The 23,759-nt window shown below is 60.4% G+C and carries 23 protein-coding genes; 18 read left to right on the top strand and 5 right to left on the bottom strand.

Annotation, left to right across the window (positions count from 1 at the left end; genetic code table 11):
- Positions 1 to 104: 104 nt before the first annotated feature.
- Positions 105 to 1,997 carry a diguanylate cyclase gene (locus GGQ67_RS02230; RefSeq protein ID WP_183898537.1) on the top strand — a complete coding sequence of 631 codons (1,893 nt, stop codon included), beginning with the start codon at positions 105 to 107 and terminating at the stop codon, positions 1,995 to 1,997.
- Positions 1,998 to 2,216: 219 nt separating this feature from the next.
- Here GGQ67_RS02230 and GGQ67_RS02225 read toward each other — a convergent pair whose 3' ends face one another.
- From GGQ67_RS02225 to GGQ67_RS02210, 4 genes are read right to left on the bottom strand one after another with little or no spacing between them, the layout of a single operon-like run.
- Positions 2,217 to 2,456, bottom strand: coding sequence for a hypothetical protein (locus GGQ67_RS02225; RefSeq protein WP_183898536.1), 240 nt, complete (start codon positions 2,454 to 2,456; stop codon positions 2,217 to 2,219).
- A 56-nt stretch (positions 2,457 to 2,512) separates the two neighbouring features.
- Positions 2,513 to 2,860, bottom strand: coding sequence for a CAP-Gly domain-containing protein (locus GGQ67_RS02220; RefSeq protein ID WP_112425150.1), 348 nt, complete (start codon positions 2,858 to 2,860; stop codon positions 2,513 to 2,515).
- Positions 2,861 to 2,876: 16 nt separating this feature from the next.
- Complete coding sequence (locus GGQ67_RS02215; protein ID WP_183898535.1) at positions 2,877 to 3,200, bottom strand: helix-turn-helix domain-containing protein; 324 nt, start codon at positions 3,198 to 3,200, stop codon at positions 2,877 to 2,879.
- A 7-nt stretch (positions 3,201 to 3,207) separates the two neighbouring features.
- Complete coding sequence (locus tag GGQ67_RS02210; protein WP_183898534.1) at positions 3,208 to 3,372, bottom strand: hypothetical protein; 165 nt, start codon at positions 3,370 to 3,372, stop codon at positions 3,208 to 3,210.
- A 158-nt stretch (positions 3,373 to 3,530) separates the two neighbouring features.
- On the opposite strand from GGQ67_RS02210, the gene GGQ67_RS02205 reads away from it, so the two are divergent.
- A complete protein-coding gene (locus GGQ67_RS02205) occupies positions 3,531 to 4,211 on the top strand; it encodes a L,D-transpeptidase (protein WP_183898867.1) in 681 nt (226 codons plus the stop codon).
- A 142-nt stretch (positions 4,212 to 4,353) separates the two neighbouring features.
- Here GGQ67_RS02205 and GGQ67_RS02200 read toward each other — a convergent pair whose 3' ends face one another.
- The gene (locus GGQ67_RS02200) at positions 4,354 to 5,346 is read right to left on the bottom strand and encodes a LacI family DNA-binding transcriptional regulator (protein ID WP_183898866.1); all 993 of its coding nucleotides are present in this window, start codon (positions 5,344 to 5,346) and stop codon (positions 4,354 to 4,356) included.
- Between the two features lie 211 nt (positions 5,347 to 5,557).
- Between GGQ67_RS02200 and GGQ67_RS02195 the strand changes: the two genes are divergently transcribed.
- The 16 genes from GGQ67_RS02195 (at position 5,558) to GGQ67_RS02120 (ending at position 23,740) form a co-directional block, all read left to right on the top strand.
- Complete coding sequence (locus GGQ67_RS02195) at positions 5,558 to 6,346, top strand: 6-phosphogluconolactonase (protein WP_343056447.1); 789 nt, start codon at positions 5,558 to 5,560, stop codon at positions 6,344 to 6,346.
- Positions 6,339 to 7,118 carry a sugar isomerase domain-containing protein gene (locus tag GGQ67_RS02190; RefSeq protein WP_183898533.1) on the top strand — a complete coding sequence of 260 codons (780 nt, stop codon included), beginning with the start codon at positions 6,339 to 6,341 and terminating at the stop codon, positions 7,116 to 7,118. The genes GGQ67_RS02195 and GGQ67_RS02190 overlap by 8 nt, the downstream gene beginning before the upstream one ends.
- Complete coding sequence (locus tag GGQ67_RS02185; protein ID WP_183898532.1) at positions 7,118 to 8,260, top strand: N-acetylglucosamine-6-phosphate deacetylase; 1,143 nt, start codon at positions 7,118 to 7,120, stop codon at positions 8,258 to 8,260. The genes GGQ67_RS02190 and GGQ67_RS02185 overlap by 1 nt, the downstream gene beginning before the upstream one ends.
- Before the next feature lie 50 nt (positions 8,261 to 8,310).
- Positions 8,311 to 9,507 (top strand): neutral/alkaline non-lysosomal ceramidase N-terminal domain-containing protein, encoded by a 1,197-nt coding sequence (locus GGQ67_RS02180; protein WP_425503744.1) that lies wholly within the window; start codon positions 8,311 to 8,313, stop codon positions 9,505 to 9,507.
- 106 nt (positions 9,508 to 9,613) lie between these two features.
- A complete protein-coding gene (locus tag GGQ67_RS02175) occupies positions 9,614 to 10,924 on the top strand; it encodes an ABC transporter substrate-binding protein (protein WP_183898530.1) in 1,311 nt (436 codons plus the stop codon).
- Between the two features lie 121 nt (positions 10,925 to 11,045).
- A complete protein-coding gene (locus tag GGQ67_RS02170) occupies positions 11,046 to 11,933 on the top strand; it encodes a carbohydrate ABC transporter permease (protein WP_183898529.1) in 888 nt (295 codons plus the stop codon).
- Positions 11,930 to 12,823: a carbohydrate ABC transporter permease gene (locus GGQ67_RS02165; RefSeq protein WP_246400066.1), complete on the top strand. Its 894-nt coding sequence runs from the start codon at positions 11,930 to 11,932 to the stop codon at positions 12,821 to 12,823. Before GGQ67_RS02170 ends, GGQ67_RS02165 begins: the two co-directional genes overlap by 4 nt.
- Before the next feature lie 5 nt (positions 12,824 to 12,828).
- Complete coding sequence (locus tag GGQ67_RS02160) at positions 12,829 to 14,064, top strand: AGE family epimerase/isomerase (RefSeq protein ID WP_183898528.1); 1,236 nt, start codon at positions 12,829 to 12,831, stop codon at positions 14,062 to 14,064.
- Positions 14,065 to 14,068: 4 nt separating this feature from the next.
- Positions 14,069 to 15,142, top strand: coding sequence for an ABC transporter ATP-binding protein (locus GGQ67_RS02155; RefSeq protein WP_183898527.1), 1,074 nt, complete (start codon positions 14,069 to 14,071; stop codon positions 15,140 to 15,142).
- Entirely contained in the window at positions 15,139 to 16,587 is a 1,449-nt protein-coding gene (locus GGQ67_RS02150; protein ID WP_183898526.1) for a mannitol dehydrogenase family protein, read from the top strand. Before GGQ67_RS02155 ends, GGQ67_RS02150 begins: the two co-directional genes overlap by 4 nt.
- Positions 16,588 to 16,591: 4 nt before the next feature.
- Positions 16,592 to 17,773, top strand: a complete 1,182-nt coding sequence (uxuA, locus tag GGQ67_RS02145) for a mannonate dehydratase (RefSeq protein WP_183898525.1) — start codon at positions 16,592 to 16,594, stop codon at positions 17,771 to 17,773.
- A gap of 19 nt (positions 17,774 to 17,792) precedes the next feature.
- On the top strand, positions 17,793 to 18,797 hold the full coding sequence (locus GGQ67_RS02140; protein WP_183898524.1) for a Gfo/Idh/MocA family protein: 1,005 nt from the start codon (positions 17,793 to 17,795) through the stop codon (positions 18,795 to 18,797).
- A gap of 462 nt (positions 18,798 to 19,259) precedes the next feature.
- Positions 19,260 to 19,976, top strand: a complete 717-nt coding sequence (locus GGQ67_RS02135) for a GntR family transcriptional regulator (protein ID WP_183898523.1) — start codon at positions 19,260 to 19,262, stop codon at positions 19,974 to 19,976.
- On the top strand, positions 19,973 to 20,887 hold the full coding sequence (locus tag GGQ67_RS02130) for a dihydrodipicolinate synthase family protein (RefSeq protein WP_183898522.1): 915 nt from the start codon (positions 19,973 to 19,975) through the stop codon (positions 20,885 to 20,887). Before GGQ67_RS02135 ends, GGQ67_RS02130 begins: the two co-directional genes overlap by 4 nt.
- Entirely contained in the window at positions 20,880 to 22,397 is a 1,518-nt protein-coding gene (locus tag GGQ67_RS02125; protein ID WP_183898521.1) for an aldehyde dehydrogenase, read from the top strand. Before GGQ67_RS02130 ends, GGQ67_RS02125 begins: the two co-directional genes overlap by 8 nt.
- Positions 22,394 to 23,740: an NAD(P)/FAD-dependent oxidoreductase gene (locus tag GGQ67_RS02120; RefSeq protein ID WP_183898520.1), complete on the top strand. Its 1,347-nt coding sequence runs from the start codon at positions 22,394 to 22,396 to the stop codon at positions 23,738 to 23,740. The genes GGQ67_RS02125 and GGQ67_RS02120 overlap by 4 nt, the downstream gene beginning before the upstream one ends.
- Positions 23,741 to 23,759: the final 19 nt, after the last annotated feature.

Raw genomic sequence — 23,759 nt, 5'->3', positions numbered from 1 at the left:
GACCTCACGGCGGGGCAAGAAGCTGTGGTCGCAGATTAAAGGGACGGAAAGAAAATTGATGTAGTTGCGTTTTCTGTTGTCCTGAGTTCCAGACTAGACCATCGATGAACGCAACTTGGCAGATACTGCTCGGAAACCTCGCCATCACCGCGCTGGCAATATCGCTGTGGTCGCACGCCTATTATCATACGCGAGCCCTGTCCGAGCGCCGACGCAACCAGGCGTTCGGCATCGCCATGGGCCTCGGCGCAATCTGTTCGATGATGCTGGCGGTGCCGCTGGATCAAGGCGTTTTCGTCGATCTGCGCTATACGCTGGTGGCGGTTTCGGCCTTGTTTGGCGGCCCGTTCTCCGTGCTCTTGACGATCGTGATTGCATCCGTGTTTCGCCTTTCCGAGGGCGGATCGGGTGCGATCGATGGCGTGACCAGCATATGCATCGTCGGCATGGTCGGGCTCTGCGGCTATCTGATCGTGAGAAGGCGCAAGGTCAGGCTGGCCGACGCGGCCGTGCTTGGGATCGCGGTATCGGCCACGCTGCTGGTGGTCATGTCCTTGCTGACGTCGCAGGCCAATGCGCGGGCGGTCGAGCTCGTCGGGTTCCCGATCACCATCTTGAACTTCCTCAGCATCGTGATTGCCGCCTTCGTTCTCATACAGTTCGAAAGAATGGCGCATGACCGCGATATCCTTTCGGCGGCGCTGACGCAGACGCCTGACTTTCACTACGTGAAGAACCGCGAAGGCAAGTTCGTGATCGTCAACAAGAACGTTGCCGAACACCATCACTACCCCTCGCCGGCCGCGATGGTCGGCGCCTCCGACTTCCAGCTCGCCACGCAACGTCGCGCCGAGATGCTCCATGCCGAGGAGCAGGCCTTGATGGAGAGCGGGCGGTCGCAGCTGGACAAGATCGAATATCTGACCGAAAACGGCCAGGAGCGTTGCTATTCGACATCAAAGGTGCCGCTTCGCGACCGGACGGGCACTGTCATCGGGCTTGCGGGCGCGACGCGGGATGTGACCGAGGAAAGAAAGATCGAGCAGGAATTGCGCGAGAGCAAGGATCTGCTTTCACTTGCCATGGCCGGGATGTCGGATGGCTTCGCCATGTTCGACCGTGCCGGCACGCTGGTCTTCAGCAACACGCAATATGCCTCGCTCTTTCCGCTGTCGGGCGAGGTCCGCGTGCCGGGAACGAATATCAGGGACATCCTCAAGAAAGTCGTGGAATCGAACGAGCGGCGGGATTTTCGCCAGGATGTCACCGATGAATGGCTGTCGGAAGCATCCGCCGCGTTGTTTTTCGACAAGGACGAGCACATCGAGCTCCATGACGGGCATTGGCTCAGCCTTCGCACGCGCGTCGCCGACAACGGCATGGCGCTTGTCGCGGTGTCGGACATCACGACGATGAAACAGGCCGAATTCGCGCTCAGAACGGTCGCCGAGCAGATGAAGAGCCTCGCCGAGACCGACGCCCTGACGGGGCTGCTCAACCGCCGGGCTTTCGACCACGCGATATCAGTCGCCGTCGAGCGAAGCCGCCTGGAGCGCCGGCCGATGGCGGTGCTGATGATCGACGTCGATCGCTTCAAGGCCTACAACGACACCTATGGCCACCCTGAAGGCGACGAGTGCCTGAAGGCGATCGCCGATTGCCTGCGCCGCACGATGAACCGCCCTCAGGACGTGCTGGCGCGGTTTGGCGGCGAGGAGTTCGTGGTTCTGCTGCCCGATACCGATGAGACCAAGGCGCTGGCGCTGGCGGAGCAATTCCGCCAAACGTTGCTTGCGCGGGCGATCGCCCACTCCGGCAGCGAATATGGCGTGGTGACGGCGAGCATCGGCATCGCGGTCAAATCCAACTGGAAGCAGCAGATGCGGGCCTCGGAACTCGTGCTCGAGGCCGATCAGGGTCTCTACCAGGCAAAGCGCGATGGTCGCAACCAGGCAGTGCTCTGGAGCCCGCAAAGGACCAGCAGGGCGGCGCGATAGGTGTTGCGATGACGGCGGCGGCCTCGCCCGCATATCGCCGGCAAAGAAAAAGGCCGGGGCGAAACCGCACCGACCTTCCTCGACCCGTCTCGACAACAACTGCCAGTACCTCCGTGGTCAGCTGTCAGAGACGAATTATGTAAGTTGAGTGTAACGCAACTTCTGGGGAGTTCAAGCGCCATTTATGGGGTCGTTTCGGGCGCGATCTACCTATTTCGGTCAGCCTGAAACGATGGCGGACAACCGATCGAGATCGACGAGCTTTACTTCAAGCGGGACCGGATCAGTCTGGGCGGCACGAAACCACTCGGCCGCCTCGCGCACCCGGTCGCCATGCGGCTTGGGATAGGCGCCGAGCCGGATGACCCATTCCCTGACCGTTTCGCGCTCCATGCGGCCCGCCAGATAGCGTGCATGAACGGTCTTTGCGGATGCGACGAGATCGGAGACGCTGTTCAAGAATTGTCCTCAATTTGGCAGGTGGGCTCAATATCGGGCGGTCGCGCGTATCGAACTCAGACCTCTTCCTTCTTTTTGACCTTCACCTTCGGCTCCGCCGGCGCATCGGGCGTGGGCGCAAGCAGCTTGCGCAGCGATGAGATCTTGTCCTTGACCAGCGGACGGAAGCGCGTGGCGCGAAACGGCATGTCGGCGGCTCCATAGCCCTCCGGACCATCATCATTGCCGCGATGCAGCTCCTCCAGCTTCACGCCGAAGAAGGTGCCGTCGATGTAGTGCGTGTATTCGCCGACCCAGCGCAACGTGTAGATCTCGCCCTTGCGAATACCCTGATCGATACTGACATGCTTGAACCTGTCGTCGATGCACACGACCTTCTGGCCGACATGAAAGTCGTAGCTCATCTCTCAAACCTCAACTTCAACCACCGGCACCGGGAGGTGCGTCGTTCTTCATGAATTCGGGATATTGAACAACTTCCGCCTCGACCGTGTCGAACGACCTGGTCGTCGGCCGCGTCAGCCGCACGCCCGGCCCGCCCGCGATCAGCTCTCCGTCGGCCTCAAAGATGATGCCCGAAGCTTCGAGTGCCAGTCTCACAGCGTCCATTGCCGTGCCCGCGCCTTCGGCTCCATGCTCGATACGGTCGAGATCGGCCACGGAGATACCGGCGGCATCGGCCAGTTCGGCTTGCTGGAGCCCGAGCATCGCGCGGGCGCCCCGGATCTGTGCGGTTGTTATCATGATGATTTTATATAACCGTATCGATCTTTTTCTCAAGCTGAAGCGCCTGGTCGATGACGCGATCTTCGAGATCGAGAACACTGTTTGCCACGGCAAATTCGTCCATATGGGCGGCGCTTAATGCCTCCAATGAGACCGGCCTTGCCGTTGGCGCCATCTCGGCGAAGATCATTGCCGAAGCAAATATCCACATGGATGGCGCATTTGTGATCGATGAATCGTCTTTGTGCCCGTCAGCCGCCTTGAGGATTAAGCAGCTAAAGCCATTATAAGGGAAGAAATTTCAGTAGAAGGGAAAGAGTTTTGGTCGGTAAGCTTGTGACAAGACGAATGGCGGTCTTTGGAGGCATCGGGTTTGGTATCTCGGTCCTTGGAGGCTGTTCAGCGACCGGCGATGTGCAGCCGGAGCCGGCGGCCATGCCTGTGAGGACGTCGTCACTGGACATTACCTATGGTCCGAGGCCGGATGAGCAATTCCCGCTGCCGGCCATTCCGTACCAAAAGGTCGCCTCGCGTTTTCACCGGCAGATCGTTCCGAATCCCACCAGCGAGCGTCCCGGCATCATAATCGTGGATACCGAAAATTACTTTCTGTACCTCACTCAGGAAAATGGGATGGCTCTGCGCTATGGGGTGGGTCTCGGCCGCCAAGGCTTTGAATGGCAAGGCCGAGGCAGAATTCAGTATAGGCGCCAATGGCCAAGATGGACGCCGCCTGATGAAATGGTCGCGCGTCAACCGGAGCTTCAACCATACAGCGTCGCGAATGGCGGAATGCCGCCCGGTCTGGATAATCCTCTTGGAGCCCGTGCGCTCTATATCTTTCAGGACGGCAAAGATACGCTGTACAGGATACACGGCTCGCCGGAATGGTGGACCATTGGCAAATCGGTTTCCTCCGGTTGCGTGCGGATGATCAATCAAGACGTGGTCGACCTGTACAATCGGGTGCCCGATGGGACGCCGATCCTGGTCACGCGTATTGCAAAAGATGGCGTTGCAACGCTTTAGGTCGATTAACAGAGGCGCTGCTGCCGATTAGCGGCCTTGCCGATTCTGGAGTTCCGGCAAGATCGAGGTCCTGTGAGAAAAGCCGCCTTTAAGGGGCGGCTTTCATGGCAATGAACGAATTTTTCGGGCGTGGCGGCGGAGATCATGGCATTGCTCCGGTTGTGCTGCGAACCACAAGATGGGTCTCGAGCACATACCGCACATCGCGGATCGCGCCTGATTGCAGAAGATCAAGGAGCAGCGAAACCGCAACTCGGCCCGCTTCCCGCGAACGGTTTGAGACCGAGGTCAACGCGGGATAGGTGACCGCGCCCAACACGTCGTCGCAGCCGATGAGGCTGAAGTCACCCGGCACGGAAACACGCCTCTCTGCGAGGCCGGCCAGAACCCCTTGCGCTGTCACATCATCGAAGGCGACCGCGGCTGTCGCACCCGTGGACAGGATCGCGTCGACCGCATTGCGACCGGAATTGTAGCTGGGCAAGCTCGCGGCCACGATTTCCACGGCGACACCTGCCGAAGCGGCCGCGCTGCGTATCGCGTTTCGCCGCTGCTTGTTTGACCACGATGTCTGTGGGCCGCTGACATAGACGATCTTGCGATGGCCGAGCTTTGCCAGGTGCTCGACCGCGCCCCGCACGCCGGAGCCGCTGTCGATGAGAACACGCGGAATTCCATCGATGTCGCGATTGATCAGCACGAGCGGCAATTGTGCTGCATGGGCCCGGATGCGTTCGTCGGAAAGCCGCGAGGAGGCAAGCACCAATCCCTCGACCTGTCCGGCGAAACGGCCGACAAGCTTGTCTTCCTGTTTAGGGCTTTCTTCCGTATTGCCGAGAAAGATACAGAAGTCCGATCGGTCCGCCTCCATCTGTGCCGCCTGGATCAATGGCGGGAAGAACGGGTTGGCGATGTCTGGCACGATCAGGCCTACATTGCCGTGGCGACCGGTGCTGAGGGCGCGGGCAGTGTGGTTGGGTACGTAACCAAGAGCCTCGGCCGCCTTCATGATGCGATCGACGGTTTCCGGCAAAAGCATATCCGGCTTCGTGAAAGCGCGCGATACGCTCGAACGCGCCACGCCGGCTGCATCGGCAACCTGGCTAATGGTAACGCCCTTGGCCCGTTTTATCATGATGCGCAGAAACCCTCGTGCTCCGGCTTCGATTACCACCAAGTCCGGTGCCTTATCAATCGATGCATCACAGTGGCATACGGGCGCTTGACATGCAACCGGTTGCATGAAACTCTTCTGACGATCGGAACAGGGAATGAGACATGACGCGAAAGTGCAAAGTGCCTTTCGTGCCGACATTCGCTCCGCGCCCAGATATGGAGACCCATTGATGCCCGCCACTCTTGCCCGGCACCCACTGCCCAAAATCCGTCGAACCTTCGACCGGCTGGCGGTCCAGAGTTTCAGTTCGCGCGCCGACATGGGCACTGCCGCCGCGGCCGAGATAGCGGCGGCACTCGGTGATTGTCTCTCCAGTCAATCCAGCGTGCGGATGGTCTTTGCGGCTGCGCCAAGCCAGGCCGACATGCTCGCGGCACTCGCGGCCACGCCGGGGCTTGACTGGCACCGGGTAACGGCATTCCATATGGATGAATACATCGGCCTTGATCCAGCATCGCCGGCCCGTTTCGCCAACTGGCTCGATGCTCACATGTTTACGCGACTCCCTTTTGCTGCCGTACATCACATGAGACCCGAGCCGAGCGCCGAGGCGGAAGCTGTCCGCTATGCGGCACTGATGAACGAAGCGCCGATCGATCTTGTCTGCCTTGGGATTGGGGTGAACGGCCATATCGCTTTCAACGATCCGCCGGTCGCCGATTTCAACGATCCGCATGATGTCAAGGTCGTCGAGCTCGATGATGTCTGCCGCCAGCAGCAGGTGGATGATGATTGCTTCCCCGATCTTGCATCGGTTCCCACTCAAGCGATTACGCTCACGGTGCCTCGTCTGATGCGCGCGGGACGCCTTTTCTGTGTGGTGCCGGGGGCGATCAAGCGCGATGCCGTGTCGAAGGCGCTTCATGGCCCGATCAGCACCCAATGCCCGGCCAGCATCCTGCGCCATCACGAGGCTGCCACCCTCTATATCGACGGAGACTCCGACCCCGATGCGTGAGAAAGGTCCAATCGATACCAATGCACTTTGCGAGGCCTATCTTGCCTCGACGCACGGACTGATGCGCCGGATCCTCGATGAGGAAACGGTGCCGCTCGAACGTGCCGCGGAGAAACTTGCAGGGCAGATTGCCGCCGACCGTCTGGTCTATATCTATGGTCCTGGCGGCCATTCGAACCTGGCGTCCCAGGAGGTCTTTTTCCGCGCCGGCGGCCTCATGCATATCAGCGCCATTCTCGACGAAGGTACACTGCTTTCCAACGGCGCCTTGCGTTCCATGGCAATCGAGCGAACGCCCGGCTACGGGAGGATCGTCATCGAGAACCAGGGCTTGAAGGAAACGGATATCCTGATCCTGGTAAACGCCTACGGGATCAACGCCGCCGTCATTGATGCAGCGATAGAAGCGCGCCGTCGCGGCGTCTTCCTTATTGGTGTCAGCTCGCGCCAGCATGCCGAGCATACCGCGCCCAGCCATCCGGCGCGTCATCCCACCAAACAGAACCTGCACGACATCGTCGATATCGCGATAGACTGCAAGGTGCCAATTGGCGACGCTGTCGTCTCGATAGAAGGCATGGGAGAAAATATCGCCGCGATCTCCACCTTCGCCAATGCCTTCAGCCTGAACTGCCTGGTGGTCCGCACCGTCGCCAAGCTTGTCGAGCGTGGGATTGAACCACCCGTGTGGCGCAGCGGCAATCCACCGGGCGGCGACGAGGCGAACGGCCGGTTTATCGCCAACTTCCGCGGACGGGTGAAGGCACTCTGATGACGATCGTCGACGGCATCGATCCCGGAACCGGCAAAGGCATCTCGATCGAGATCGCCGACGGCGTGATCGCCGCCATACGGCCAGCCGACGGCAAGAACACCAGCTATATCTCCGCGGGCCTGATCGACCTGCAGGTCAACGGCTTTCGCGGCCTCGATCTCAATTCCGGCAAGCTAACGTCGAATACCTTAAAGTCGCTCTGCGAGGAGTTGCTAAGCGTTGGCGTTACCAGCTGGCTGCCGACATTGATTACCGCTTCCGAAAGCTCGCTTCTATCGGCAATGGAGACGATCGCCAGCAGTCGATGCGACCATAGGCTGATCGAGGAAATGGTGGCGGGTCTGCATATCGAAGGACCATCGATTTCCTGTGACGATGGTCCGCGGGGCGCGCACCCGCTGGCCCATGTTCGAGCGCCTTCGATCGCCGAATTTGAACGCTGGCAGAAGGTCTCGGGCGGCCTCGTCAAGATGGTGACCCTGGCGCCGGAACATGACGGCACCCTTGACTATATCCGTTTCCTGAGTGCGCATGGCGTTGTCGTCGCGCTTGGCCACACCGCCGCAACGCCGGCGGAAATTCACAGCGCGGCTGAAGCCGGCGCGACGGTGTCCACGCATCTCGGCAACGGGGCCTCCGCGATGCTGGCGCGTCATCCCAATTTCATCTGGGCGCAGCTTGCCGACGATCGCCTGACCGCAACGCTGATTGCCGATGGTTGGCATCTTCCCGCCGATGCATTCAAGGCGATGTTGCGCGCCAAGGGCATCGAGCGAACCATTCTCGTGTCCGATATGGTCGCGCTCGCCGGCATGCCAGCGGGGCTTTACGAGCAGGCCGTGGGAGGCAGTGTCGAGGTCTCGTCGGAAGGACGCATCAGCATTGCCGGCACGCCCTATCTTGCCGGTGCGAGCCTGCCGCTTTGCGCCAATGTTGCGATCGCGGCCGCCATGGCGGAAATACCGCTCGCCGTCGCCCTTCGGCTCGCCACCGAAAGCCCGGGTCGCCTGCTCGGCGGGCGCGGACGCTTGGAAGTAGGCGCGCGCGCCGATCTTATCCGTTTTGACTGGGCTGAAGGTGCACACGCCCTGGAGATCCGCGAAACCTGGGTGCGTGGCGAAAAGAGGTTTCAGCGATGATCCAAGCGGGGGCCGCAATTGTCGACATCACGCCGCCGCCTGGTTTGGCAATGTCCGGTTTCGCCGCACGGAACCTCCCCGCCGAAGGCGTGCACGATGCCTTGAGCGTGCGTGCTGTCGTGGTCGGAGAGACCGCCATCGTCGTTGCGGATGTCATCGGCATCGATGCTGCGATGAGCGCTCGCGTCCGCTCGCGCTGTGTGCTTCCGGCCGACAATGTCATCGTCGCGGCGCTTCACACGCATGGCGGCCCGGTCTCCATGGCGGGTCGCCTTGGCGTGGTCGCCGACCCTGCCTATCTCGAGCGGCTGGAAGACGCTTGTGTTGCCGCGATCGACAAGGCCGCAGCCCTGCGTCGGCCCGCAAACCTGACAGCGGGGCAGGTAAACGACCCCGGGATCGCGCGAAACAGGCGCCATCCCGGCGGACCCGTGGACGCATCCTTGCCTGTGCTGCGCATTCGCGACGAGGACGGCCAGATGATCGCGGTCGTGACAGCCTATGCCTGCCATCCGGTCGTTCTGGCAGCCGACAATCGCCTATGGACGGCGGACTATCCCTGCTATCTTCGCAACGCACTTGAAGCGGCGTATCCCGGCGCCATCGCCCTTTTCATGACAGGATGTGCTGGGGACGCCAATACCGGCCACTCCGCTTATGCTTCGCTGGTGCTTTCGGCAAACCCGGAGCGTACGTTCGCGACCGCCGAGCGCATCGGCCGACATGTGGCAAGGACGACTCTCGACGCGGCCGAGCATGCCATCAGCGGCCAGGCGAGAGCCCGAAACGCAGATGTCGCGCTTGGCTTTCATCGCAGGGAAGTCGAGCACCCGGACACGCTCGAAGACCGTTGGCGCCGCGAAGCGCTCACCGCCGATCCTGCACGTCAGAGCCTGCTCGGCTATTGGGCCAGATGGGCAAGAGATATCGCCCCCACCCAGCCGACACCTCTGATGGCCCGGGTAACCGTTCTCGATTGGTGTGGCGTGCCGATCATCGCGCTCCCTGGAGAGATATTTGCCGAAACGGCGCTGACTATCCGTAGCGCGGTCGATGATGGCAAACCTGCTTTCGTCATCTGCTTCGCGGACGACAATCCTGGCTACATCCCGCCCGCAAGCGAATTTCCGTTTGGTGGTTACGAGGTGGATGAGGCGCATCGGTATTACGGCTTGCCAATGTCGTTCGCACCTGGGGCAGCGGAAGCGCTCGCTTCCTCGGCTATCGGACTTTTGACCGCCCTCTGAAGGAGAACCGCGCAATGCAAACGCGCAGCCTCAGCCGCTATCCAACGCTTGACACGCAACCGGTTGCATGAGAGTTTTTTATGAACAACAACAAGGGAACAGGCATATGAAAAACACATCAGCGAAGACTGGAATTTCAACGAGGGCATTGCTTGGCGGTGCTGCCTTCGCCGCTATGCTTGCCTCCAGCGTGACCATGGCTTCCGCCGATACGCTGACGATCTGGAGCGGCTATCCGGAAATGGCGCCATTCTATCAGCATGTCGCGGATGGGATGAAAGCCAGCCATCCCGATCTCGATGTAAAGGTCGAGGCGATCGCGCTTCGCGAACATGAAAAGCGCGTGGCGCTCGGCCTCACGGGCGGAGGTCAGGAAGGCGCGACCGTCATCGAGCTTTCGGGGTCGACGGCAACCCGTTACCTGGAAAACGATCTGCTTCCCGAAGCGCCCGAGGACATGTCCGCCTTCGTCAAGGACGCGAAGAATTTCGATCCATTCTTCTCCGATATTGCCAGCTACAACGGCAAGATCTACGGCGTTCCACTGTTTCGCGGACAAGGCTCGCTCTTCTACAACACCGACATGTTCGAGGCCGCCGGCCTGAAGGCCCCGCCGAAGACCACGGAAGAATACAACGAATATGCCAAGAAGTTGACCCAGCGCGATAGCTCCGGCAAGCCGACGGTATCCGGCTGGAGCCTGCGCCTGTCCGGCGGGGGGCAGGGTATAGCGGAAAAGTTCTGGACCAATATGCATCAGTTCGGTGGCGCAATTCTCGTTCCGGCCGGCGACGGAAAATGGAAGACGAATTTCGCCAACGAGGCCGGCCGCAACGCCTTGAAGCAATATTTGCAGCTTATCTTTACGGACAATACGGTAACGCCGGAGATGCCTGCCGATGCCGATGCCTTCGAGCGCGGCCAGACCGCCATGTTTATCCGCGAATCCTGGGTTATCGGTGATATTGCCAAGAAAGCGCCGAACCTGAAATATGCGACTGCCCCGCTGCCAACCGGCTCCATCGCACTGCCGACCAACCTTTATGTCGTTGGTGAAGGGGATGGTGCCAAGCTCGGCTGGGAGTTTGCAAAGGCTGCCAACTCGCCGGAAAACCTTGTCTGGCTGCTGCAGAATGTTGGTTGGCTGCCAAACCGTGCCGGCGTCGATTATTCGTCGGTGACATCGAAACAGCCAGCCTTTGCCGCTTTCGTCGACTACCCGCAAGGCTACAAATTCTTCACGCTGCCGTCGATCGCACCGATCGAAGAGATCCTGACACGTGTCGCGGCCCAGCTTACTGTCGCTTTCGCGGATCCCTCGCTTGCGACCGATGACGCCAAAATCGATGCCTTCCTGAAGAAGGCCAGCGATGAAGTCGATACCATCCTCGATCGCGAAGGCCTACTCGCGAAATAGTGCCGGCTATCTCCTAAATCCGATGTGCCTGGGGCGATATTGTTATGGTCGCCCCGGGTATTCTCCAGGGATAAGGGCTCGCCCCAGGGCGGATGAACCCATACGTCTACAGGTTAAACGCATGCTGAAGCGCAAAAGGTTTCTCTTTGCGATCCTCGCAATCCTGCCGACACTGGCGATCTTCGCCTATGTAAGGCTCTATCCGATCATTGATACGTTGAGGCTCAGCCTCTTTCAATGGAACATCCTGTCGAAGAACAAGCCTTTCGTCGGCCTCGCGAATTTTCGGGAGTTGATGGGCGATCAACTGTTCCTGGATGCACTTGTCAACACAACGATCATCGCGTTCGGCGTGCTCTTCTTGACGATTCCGATGGCGCTCGTCATTGCCGCGTTGATCTATCACAGGACGCGATCAAGAATGGCCGGTTTCTACGAGACCGCCGTTTTCATTCCACACGTCGTGTCGCTGGTGCCGGCCGCGATGGCCTGGAAATGGATCTTTGACGCTCGCCTCGGTCCGCTGAACGCGCTTCTGACCTTCTTTGGAATTCCCGCCCAGAACTGGTTGTTCGATCCGGTGCTGTCGGTGATCTGCATCATCATTCTCTGCTCCTGGCAGGCGCTGGGGTATGCGGTGCTAATCTATCTCGTCGGCTTCAAGAACCTTCCTACCTCGCTTTACGAAGCCGCTAAGCTCGACGGTGCCTCTGGCCCGCAGAGCTTCTGGCACCTGTCGATCCCGATGCTCAAGCCGATCACCCTCTATGTGTCCGTCGTCACACTGGTTTCGGGCTTCAACGTCTATGCGCAGGCCTTCGTTCTGGCATCGGATTCGCAAGGCGCTCCGGGACGTCAGGTTCGTGTCCTCGTTCTCGACATGCTGGAAAACAGTTTCCGCAATTACCGCGTCGGCTATGCGGCGTCCGAAGCCGTCGTGCTTTTGGTCATCGTGCTCGGCTTGACGCTCATACAGTTTTCCATGCTGCGGGAAAGGGGGAAGGTATGAATCGTCACTATGCAGGTCCCAGCGACCGCACCGTCGAAGAAGTCGCGGAGGGCGCCAGCCTGCGCCGCAAGAAGCGGTTGACCAATCTCGCGATCGATATCTTTCTGCTGATCATTTCGATCTTCATGCTCCTACCGCTCGTCTTTCTGGTGGCGAATGCCTTCAAGACGCCGGCCGAGATGCTCGCCTGGCCGCCGACGATCATTCCGCGCGATCCGACGATCGCCAATTTCTCCGCCGTGTTGGGAGATACGCCTCTCCTGCGCTGGATCGGCAATAGTCTTGCTTTCGCGGTGCTGTCGACCATTGCCATCGTCGCGACTTCGGCGATTGCCGGCTATGTCTTCGGTAAATTCCGCTTCGGCACGATGAATGTGCTGTTCGCGCTGTTCCTCGCGACCGCGATCGTGCCGTTCGAAGTCTACATGATCCCGCTTTACTTCCAGGCAAAAAGTCTCGGAATCCTCAACTCCGTCTGGGGCCTGTTGCTTGGCTATCTGGTCATGAGTTTCGGCATTTTCCTGATCCGTCAGAATGTCATCCACACCATTCCCGATGAGTTGCTGGAAGCCGCCCGCATCGATGGGGCAGGTGAGTTCTGGATATTCCTGCATATCGTGCTGCCGCTATTGCGCGGTGCGCTTGGCGCATTGGCCGTCCTTGCCTTCTTCCAGGCCTGGACGGCCTTCGCCTGGCCGATCATCGTCGCCACGACGCGCTCCAGCTATACGATCGAGGTGGGCCTGGCGTTGTTCCAGACTGGCTTTACGGTCGATCTTGGTCGCCTTAGCGCCGCCTCCGCCACCGTGCTCATTCCTTCAATTCTGTTGTTCGTCATCCTGCGTCGCAATTTCGTGCAGGGCGTCGCCAGCACGGGCATGAAGGAATGACGGAGATGACGTTTTTCGAAGAGGCCCGCCGCACCTATGTCGCGGCGAATGCCGCCACGCTTTACTGGATGCTGCAGCGGCCGATGCTCGGCGGTGGATTTCTGAACACCAAGCAGAACAACCTGACATTGGCCGACTATGGGTCCGACGACGGCGTTCGCGGGCCGGATTACACCTATGGCTGGATCCAGGGCAGGGGGCTCGAAGCACTCGTTGCCCATGCGGAGTTCTTCGAAGAGGAGTTGCCGCCGCTCGCCGAAAAGCTGGATGCTACCGGCCGTCGCCTCTACGACCTGCTGGCCGAGTTGCAGAAGGCGGATGGCCACGCCTACTTCTGCTACGACAAGGACATGAACGCCGTTTATGCCGATCAGCAAAATCGCCTTCATGCGCAGGAAAAGCCGGCGCTGATCTATTCCTATTCGGACGCTTTCGTCGCCAAGGGGTTGGTTTCGGCGGCGAGCCGCTACGGGTTGTCAGGCCTCGCCGATCATCTGGCCTATTTCGATCGCGTTGTCGCGTCGGTCGAGTCCTGCCGCTTCCAGATGGATGAGCGGCGTCCATTGTCGCAGCAGTGCCTTGGCGAACAGGCGGACGATATCGGGCCTAGAATGATCCTGCTCGGCGCTGCCGGAATGTTGAAGCGTTTCGGGCATACCGCGCATATCGCTTATGCCGATCGGTTCATTACCCATGTCATCGACCGGCATTTCGGTACGTCTTCCGCTCTGCTGCGCAATGTGCCGGGCGAGGATGCCTGCAATGTCGGTCATGGTATCGAGTTCGTCGGGTTCGCGCTGGATTATCTCGATGACGATGCCGATCCGACACTGATCGAGACGCTGGAGCGCATTCTTGTCGCATCGTTTGACAAGGGGTTCATCGGGCCGGGTCTGACACTGACAATTTCGATTGCCACTGGTGAGGCACAGGGCCGCTATTGTCCGTGGTGGTCGCTGCCGGAAACGATCCGTTCCGCAGCGCTCGTCCATCGCAGGACCGGCAACCCGCAGAGCCTGCGGGTATGGAAGGCTGCGCATGCCGCCTTTTTCGAACGCTACTGGCGCGGGACGCCACCGATTGCCTATCAGACGATGGCAAAGGGCGAAGAGGGAGATGTCCCCGTGGACTTCGTTCCAGCCACGCCCGATCTCGACCCCGGATATCACACCGGCCTCAGCCTGCTTGCGGCCATTCATGCCGCGGATCGCTTGGCGCCGACCCCTCGAATTTCAGGATAAAATCATGGCTTCCGTTGAAATCCAGAATGTCCGCAAGGCCTATGGCGATTTCGAAACTATCAAGGGCGTTTCGGTCGAAGTTCCGGATGGCGCCTTCGTCGTGCTTGTCGGCCCGTCGGGTTGCGGCAAGTCCACGCTGCTGCGAATGATCGCCGGGCTTGAGGAGATTACCGGTGGCGCGATCCGTATCGATGGCCGCGTCATCAATGATGTTGAGCCGAAGAACCGCGATATCGCCATGGTCTTCCAGAATTACGCGCTCTATCCGCATATGACGATCGCGGAAAATATGGGCTTCTCGCTGCGTCTGGCCAAGAAATCGAAGGAAGAGATCGCCCAGCGTGTCGGCGACGCCGCCCGTATCCTTGGCCTGTCGGAATATCTGGAGCGTTATCCCAAGCAGCTTTCTGGCGGCCAGCGCCAGCGCGTCGCCATGGGGCGCGCCATCGTCCGCAACCCGAAAGTGTTCCTGTTCGACGAACCGCTGTCCAACCTCGATGCCAAGCTGCGTGTGCAGATGCGCGCTGAATTGAAGGACATTCACGCCCGTATCAAGACGACGACGGTTTATGTCACCCATGACCAGATCGAGGCGATGACCATGGCTGATCGGATAGTGGTGATGAAGGACGGACTGGTCGAGCAGATTGGTGCGCCGCTCGATCTCTACGACCGGCCCGTGAATACGTTTGTTGCTAGCTTTATCGGTTCGCCGTCGATGAATTTCCTGACCGGAAAGGTCGCCGAGGATGGCAGGGCGGTGATGACGGAAAACGGCATCAGGTTGCCGCTTGGATCAGTGTCCGGCGCGGCACCCGGCATGGCGGTGACCTATGGGATCCGTCCCGAGCACCTGACGATCGCGGCAGCAAGCGGCGAGGTTATCCCCATGCTTGTCTCCAATATCGAGCCGACCGGCTCGGAGACTTTCGTGCAGGGCACTGTCGATGGTCAAAAGATGTCTGCCCAGTTGCGCGAGCGGATTTTTATCAAGACGGGTGAAGTGCTGAACCTGTCGCTATCACCGGCGAATGCGCATCTCTTTGATGTGGGAAGCGGCAAGCGGATCGAGGGATGAGCGCGCCTCTCTCAGACGCGACGCTCGGGAGCATCGACCCACGTGTCGAGCAGCCGGGCTACGATCGCTCCATCGTTACCCCTGGCATCGTGCACCTGGGTATCGGTGCCTTTCATCGTGCCCATCAAGCCGCGTTTACCGATGATTGTCTATGGGATGGCGAGAGTCATTGGGGAATTGTCGGTGTCTCGCTGCGTAGCCGCGACACCCGCGATGCGTTGAAAAAGCAGGATTGCCTCTACACGCTCGCGATACGGGACGGCGATCGCCAGCAATTGCGCGTCATTGGCTCTATCTGCGATATTCTCGTGGTTCCCGAGAATCCGGCCCTTGTGCTGGAGGTGATGTCGTCGCCGGATATTCGTATCGTCAGCCTCACGGTGACCGAAAAGGCCTATTTCCGCAATGCCGCCGGCGATCTCGATTTCGGCCATCGAGATATTCTTGCCGATCTCGCCGATCCGCGACGACCGCGCACGATTTTCGGCTTGATCGTCGGTGCCATCGAACAACGGCGGTTGCGGCGCATAAAGCCTTTTACGGTGATGAGCTGTGACAACCTCGCTGCCAATGGCCGCACCTTGCATCGACTGCTTGTCCAGTTTGCGACGAGGCGGTCGGAGGAGCTGGCGGACTTTATCCGCGACCACGTTTCCTGCCCCTCGACCATGGTGGACAGGATCGTTCCGGCAACGACCGCACTGGATCGTTCTGAAGTTGCGGCTTTGCTTGGGGCCGAAGACGCGTGGCCGGTGGCCTGCGAACCCTTTTCCCAATGGGTGATCGAAGATGATTTTCCATCGGGGCGGCCATCCTGGGAACATCACGGCGCAACTTTCGTCAACGATGTCGAACCGTTTGAGCTCATGAAGTTGCGCTTGCTGAATGGTGCTCATTCCGCCATCGCCTATCTCGGGCAATTGCTGCGCCACGAAACCGTTGCAGACTCATTCTCCGATCCTCGCGTTGCCCGGTTCGTCCGCGCACTCTGGCGTGAACTGATACCGACCTTGCAGCAGGGCGCTGGCTTGAAGCCAGCCGCCTACGTTGAGGATCTGGCCCTGCGGTTCGGCAATAGCGCGCTGAAGCATCGCACCGCGCAGATCGCCAATGATGGCTCGCAAAAGCTACCGCAACGGATCGTGGCGGCCGCAATGGAGCGCCTGGATCGCGGCGAACCGGTCGATCACCTGGCATTCGTCGTTGCGGCCTGGATCGCCGCGCTGCTCTCCCGTCAGCGGGATACATTCACCGATGCTCTCGATCGGCAGTTTGCGAATCTTGATCCGTCGTCGAACGTGGTCGAACAGATATTCACGATAGCAGGCTTCGCCTCCGGTGACCCGCACCGCATCCCATTCGCAAAACAAGTGGCCACGCACCTTGCCCGCATCGACGAAAGTGGTGTTGCGGCGGCTCTCGGCGCATTGAACGGAAAGGCATGAGAATATGAAGCAGACTTGGCGCTGGTTCGGACCCGACGACACCGTAACCCTGGACCATGTGAAGCAGGCGGGCGCGACCGGTATCGTGACCGCTCTCCACCATCTGAACGATGGGCGGGCCTGGCCCGAAGACGAGGTCTTCAAGCGCAAGGCGATCATCGAGGACAAAGGCCTGACCTGGTCGGTGGTGGAAAGCATCATCGTGCACGAGGATATCAAGACGCGGACCGGGCGTTACAGGGAGTTGCTCGACAACTACAAACAGTCGATTCGCGCCGTTTCCAGAGCCGGTATCAAGACCGTCTGCTACAACTTCATGGCCATTACCGACTGGACCCGCACCGATCTCGACTACCCCATGCCGCATGGCGGCACGGCGCTCCGCTTCGATGTGGTGGAGTTTTGCGCCTATGACGTCTTCATGCTGAAGCGACCGGGCGCGGAGAGGGATCACCCCGCCGATCGGGTCGAGCGAGCGGCCACCTGGTTGAGGGCCGCCAGCGAAACGGATCTTGCAAGACTGGAGCGCAACCTCATCGAATGGGTTCCGGCCCGCGAATTTGTCTATGACAGACAGAGCCTAAACCGCATGCTGGACGTTTATAACGAGCTTGCCGAAGACGGACTGCGCGCCAACCTCTTCGCTTTCCTGCAGGAGATCATCCCCGTTGCTGAAGAAGAAAATGTGAGGATGGCGATCCACCCGGACGATCCGCCATTCCCGTTGTTTGGCTTGCCGCGTGTGGTCTGCCAGGCATCCGACGCGCGCGCGCTCCTCGCGGCGGTGCCTTCTCCATCCAACGGTATCACGCTTTGCACCGGCTCCTATGGCGCCAATCCGGATAACGATCTGGTGGCGATGGCAAAGGAATTCGCGCCCGATATCCACTTCGCGCATTTGCGCAACGTCACCAGGGAGGGCGACGGTTCCTTCCATGAGGCTGAGCATCTGGAGGGCGACACGGATATGGTACGGGTGACGATGGCGCTCATGGCCGAGGAAAAGCGCCGGCGGGCGAGCGGGCGGGCTGACTGGGAAATCCCGATGCGTCCCGACCACGGCCACGCCATCGTCGATGACATCGGCAAGCGGGTGAACCCAGGCTATTCATGCATCGGGCGATTGAAGGGGCTTGCCGAACTGCGAGGCATTATGAGAACGGTCGATACGCTGAACCTGGCCTGACTGACAGGAGGGCAATAAAGTGAGCAATCTCCGGGTAGCAATTATTGGTCTTGGCATGGCGGCGGGCCACCACGCCCGCGCCTTGCTTGCGCTTGCGCACCGGGTCGAATGCGTCGCCGCCTATAGTCCGACGGCCGGTCGGCGGCAGGCTTTTTCGGCGGAATTCGGTATCCCCACTGTCGGCGGACCCGATCAGATATTCGAAGATCCCAGCATAGGCGCGGTCCTTGTCCTGACGCCTCCCAACACCCACCTTGAACTCGTTCGCCGCGCAGCCGAGGCCAGCAAGCACGTCTTGCTGGAAAAGCCGCTGGACATATCGCTTGAGCGGGCCGAAGCGATCGTATCCCTGGCGCGAGACGCTAATCTGCTGCTCGGCGTGGTCCTTCAGAACCGCTTTCGTCCGGGTGCCATGAAACTCGACGAGATCGTCAAATCCGGCCGCCTGGGTGAACTGGTCGAGGCGTCGGCAGCGTTGCGCAACTGGCGACCGCAGAGCTATTACGACGAGGCGGGCCGAGGCACGTGGGCTCGAGACGGTGGCGGGGTGCTCTTGACCCAGGCGATACATGTGATCGACTTGCTGCTGAGCTACGCGGGAACCCCGGTCGACGTTGTGTCCTACGTTCGCACCACCCCTGTTCACAGAATGGAAACTGAAGATTTGGTCGCAGCCGCCTTTTCCTTCGAAAGCGGCGCGATAGGGTCGCTGAATGCGACAACGGCGGCATATCCCGGCTTTCCCGAGCGAATTGAACTGATCGGCACGAAAGGCACGGCAATCCTGTCTGGCGAGAGGCTGGACGTTTCCTTCGCGGATGGAACAAGTGAGAGAGTGATTGGTGGGAACACGAGTGGCGGCGCAGGTGCGAATCCGATGGCTTTTGGTCATGAGAGCCATCTCGCGCTGATCGAGAATTTCGTGGATGCGATCGAGACCGGTTCTCCGTTGCGGGTAACGGGCGAAGATGCCTTGAAAACTCACAGGTTTATCGATGCAATCCTGACCGCGGGGCGGACGTAGCAAAGGTGGCCTCCCGCCTCTCTGCCATTTGGCAGTCGAATGCAAGAATGCGGTAGTTGTTGCCCCGCTGGCTTTCATGGACAAACCTATTGGGCGAGATAAAGCTCGTTTCGAGCATTCCGGCCTTTCGGCACCGTTTGGTGACGACCATGACGTCAGCGCGCGCAGTGGTAATGGTCAGCTTCAATTCGTTGGATAGAACGATTGGGCCAACGGGCTGAGCTTTCGCCAGCCCTTGATAGCTTTGGCAGTCCGGCTGCATCAACAATGCCAGGTTCTCGGCCAGAAATACGCACCTTAGCGTGTCGCGCAAGGTCTGCGTCGGCGGCCATAACTCGCGCCTTGGACGAATTGTGTTTTGTGAATGCACTGAATGTGTACATCAAGTACACAATTACTTGACGGCCCTCGATCTCTATGAGATGCTCCTGTTCATAGCACTTGGAAGCTCGGAGTTATGCGATGGCAAAGACCGTTAAGAGCAGCCTCTACGAGGATCTGAAGCGTCAGATCCTGACGATGGAACTTGATCCGGACACGGATCTCGACGAGATGTCGCTGAGCGAACGCTACGGTCTGTCTCGCACCCCGGTTCGCGATATCTTTCGGCGGCTGGCGGGCGAGGGTTACATCGATATCCGCGAGAACCGCGGCGCCCGAGTCATTCCGATGAACCATACGACGCTTCGCAACTTCTTTCAGGTAGCCCCGATGGTCTATGCCGCGATCGGCCGGCTGGCGGTGCAGAATTTCAAGCCGGCGCAACTTGTCGACCTGAGGGAAACGCAGGAGCGGTTCCGCAAGGCCAGTGGCGATCAGGACGCGCTGGGCATGGTTCTGCAGAACAACCGCTTCCACGAGATCTTCGGCGAAATGTCCGCCAATGCCTATCTGCAACCGAGCCTCGGCCGCCTTCTCATCGATCACGCCCGCATCGGCCATACGTTCTTCCGGCCTCGCAGCGAGGACATGAAGCGCCGGCTGCAGCTGGCGGTCGAGCATCACGACGGCTTCATCGAGGCGCTCGGCAGCCACGACGAAAACGCGGTCGTCGATCTTGTCTTCGAGCACTGGGAGCTCTCACGCGAGAACATGGAGATGTTCATTGCGCCACACGGCATCAAGTCGGATGCCATCCTTGGCGGTCCGACCACGCAATCACTGGAGAAGTCATCGTGAAGTTTGAGGGGATCTACACGCCGGCGATAACGCCGCTCGACGAGAGCGGGCAAATCGACCGGAAAGCATTCGCCGCGGTCCTGGAATCGCTGATCGAGGCCAAGGTGCACGGCATCATCGTCGGCGGCTCGACCGGTGAATATTACGCCCAGACCAACCAGGAACGGTTCGATCTCGCGGCCTATGCCAAGGAAGTCATCGGCAATCGCCTGCCCCTGATCGTCGGCACCGGCGCGACGCGCACGGAAGACTCTGTCGAATACGCCAAGGCCGCCAAGGAGATCGGCGCCGACGCGATCCTGGTCTCGACGCCGCCCTACGCGCTGCCGACCGAAAGGGAAAACGCGGTTCACGCGCTGACCGTCGATCGCGCCGCGAACATGCCGATCATGCTCTACAATTACCCTGCGCGCATGGGCGTGATGATGGGCGAGGAGTATTTCTCGCGCGTCGGCAAGTCCAAGAATGTCGTCGCGATCAAGGAAAGCTCCGGCGAGATGGCCAACCTCCATCTGCTGGCTCGCAAGTTTCCGCATATCGCGCTCTCCTGCGGTTGGGATGATCAGGCGCTGGAGTTCTTTGCCTGGGGCGCGCGCAGCTGGGTCTGCGCTGGTTCGAACTTCCTGCCGAAGGAGCACGTCGCGCTCTATGAGGCGTGCGTCGTCGAGAAGAATTTCGACAAGGGACGCGCGATCATGTCGGCGATGCTGCCGCTGATGGACTTTCTCGAATGCGGCAAGTTCGTGCAGTCGATCAAGCATGGCTGCGAGATCATCGGCCTCAAGGCCGGCTCGGTTCGCGCGCCGCTGCGTCCACTCAACTCCGACGAAAAAAGAACACTCGAGACCGTTGTCGCCACTCTGAAGCGCACGGTCGGAAAGATCACCTCGGGAGCCAATCGTCATGCATGAGCCATTGACCGCCGCCGAATACAAGGCCATCGCCGCCGATCTCCAGTTTCCGACGAACGCCTTCATCGATGGCACGTTCAAGCCGGCGAGTTCCGGAAAGACCTTCAAGACCAAGAACCCGGCAACCGGCGAGACACTTGCGAAGGTCGCGGCGTGCGATAGCACGGATGTCGATTTCGCTGTCTCGAAGGCGCGCGAAGCCTTCGACGACGGGCGCTGGCGCCTGCAGCATCCGGCCGAACGCAAGGCGGTTCTGCTCAAGCTCGCGAAGCTCATCGAGCGGAACCGTCACGAACTGGCTGTCATGGAGAGCCTCGATAGCGGCAAGCCGGTGCGCGAGTGCCAGACGGTCGACGTCCCCGACACCATTCATACGCTGCGCTGGCATGCCGAGCTGATCGACAAGCTCTACGACAACACAGCACCGGCCGGCTCCAACGCGCTGACGATGATCGTGCGCGAACCGATCGGCGTCGTCGGATGCGTTCTGCCTTGGAATTTCCCGCTGCTGATGCTCGCTTGGAAGATTGGCCCGGCACTGGCTGCCGGTTGCTCGGTGGTCGTCAAGCCGGCCGAGGACACGACGCTGACGACGCTTCGGGTCGCCGAACTCGCGCATGAAGCCGGCATACCGGCTGGCGTCTTCAATGTCGTGACCGGTAGCGGTAAGGATGTGGGCGAGCCTCTCGGCCTTCATATGGATGTCGACATGGTCGCCTTCACGGGCTCCACGCCCACCGGCCGCCGCTTCCTGCGTTACGCCGCCGATTCCAACCTCAAGAAGGTCGTGCTCGAATGTGGCGGCAAGAACCCGGCCGTCGTGCTCGACGATGCCGAGGATCTCGACCTCGTTGCCGAGCAGGTCGTCAACGGCGCCTTCTGGAACATGGGCGAAAATTGCTCGGCGACCTCACGCCTGATCGTTCACTCGAAGGTGAAGGACGATCTCCTCAAGCGCATCGGCGCCTATCTCAGGGAATGGAAGACCGGCGACCCGCTCGATCCGGAGAACCGTATCGGTGCTCTCGTCAACAAGGCGCACTTCGACAAGGTGACGTCATTCCTCGACGACGCCAAGAAGGAAAAGCTCTCCGTCGCCCATGGCGGTGTCACGCAGAACGGCGCCTTCGTGGAGCCGACCGTCGTTGACGGCGTCACGACCAAGAGCCGGCTGTTCCAGGAGGAAATCTTCGGACCGATCCTGTCGGTAACGACGTTCAACACGCTGTCCGAGGCCATCGCGCTTGCCAACGATACCAATTACGGCCTGACGGCTTCGGTCTATACCGGCAGCCTTCGCAACGCCATCAAGCTCTCGCGCGAAATCCGTGCCGGTGTCGTTACCGTCAATTGCTTCGGAGAAGGCGACGCGAGCACGCCGTTCGGCGGCTACAAGGAATCCGGCTTCGGCGGTCGCGACAAGTCGGTCTTCGCTCACGACAATTACTGCGAACTCAAGACGATCTGGATCGACGTCTCCGAGCGCTCCGTGGACGAGACGATCAGATGACAACAGGATCCGTGAGGCGTCTGCCGGTCGAGAATGGCGTCTCCGGTTGGGAGGCGATCAGCGAGCGCCGGTTCCCGCTTAGAAAGCTCGAGGGTGCCGTATCCGCCGACTGGCTGGTTGTCGGCGCGGGCTTCGCCGGCCTGTCGGCGGCGCGGCGCCTGCAGGCGCTTCGCCCCGGCGAAAAGATCGTACTCCTGGATGCGGGTGAAATCGGGAAGGGAACCTCGGGCCGCAACTCGGGCTTCATGATCGACGTCCCGCATAACCTCTCGGCAGGCGAGTATTCCAGCGGCGGAGCCGAGGCGACGCAGGTCGAGATGGCCCAGAACCGCTTCGCCATCGGTTTCGCGCGGGATGCGGCGCAGGAATACGGAATGTCGCGGGAGACGTTCGATCCGGCCGGCAAGATCAATGCCGCGGCGACGGCGCGCGGAATGAAGCTGAACGAGAGCTTCGGGCAGTCGCTGAAGGCGGCCGGCGAGAAGCACCTGTTTCTGGATGCCAACGAGATGCGGGAGCTTACCGGTTCCGGCTATTATCTCGGGGGGCTCTACACACCCGGCACCGTGCTGCTCCAGCCGGCGGACTATGTCCGCCAGTTCGCCGCCGGTCTCTCGGGCAAGATCGATATTTTCGAACGCTCGCCGGTTACCTCGCTGACGCGTCGCGATGGAAGGTGGACCGCCGTCAGCCCATCCGGATCGGTGGCCGCCGCGAAGGTGATCCTGGGCGTGAATGGCCATATCGACGATTTCGGCCACTTCGGCGGCCGGCTCATGCATATCTTCGCCTACGCTTCGATGACCTCAGGCTTTCCGGCGGACGAATTCGGCGCTTCGGTCTCGGGCAAGGATCGCTGGGCGTTGCTGCCCGCCGATGCGATGGGCGCGACGATCCGCAAGATCACGACCAACGGTGTCTCCCGCATCGTCATCCGCACGAAGTACACCTACGAGACGAAGGTCGCCGTCGGTGAACGCCGGATGGCAAAAATGAAAGAGGAGCATCGCCGCTCGTTCGAGGCGCGTTTTCCGCAACTGGCGCGGACCGGTTTCGAACACAGCTGGGCCGGCCGTCTCTGCCTCAGCCGCAACCATGCGCCGGCCTTCGGCGAGGTGGAGGAAGGGCTCTTCTCCGCTTGCTGCGAGAATGGGCTGGGCACGGTGAAAAGCACGCTGGCGGGCGTCATGGCCGCGGACCTCGCGACCGGGACGACGTCGCCCGAACTTGACCGATACATGGATCACCCGGAGCCGTCACGGATACCGCCGGAGCCGCTTGCCTGGCTTGGTATCAATGGCGTGATCCGATTGCAGGAATTGCGTGCAGGCCGCGAGGGATAACCCCTCGCCGCGCAATATG

Source organism: Rhizobium metallidurans (assembly GCF_014196505.1).
In the GTDB taxonomy this organism is placed as follows: domain Bacteria; phylum Pseudomonadota; class Alphaproteobacteria; order Rhizobiales; family Rhizobiaceae; genus Rhizobium; species Rhizobium metallidurans.
This window is presented reverse-complemented; position numbering and strand designations above follow the sequence as displayed.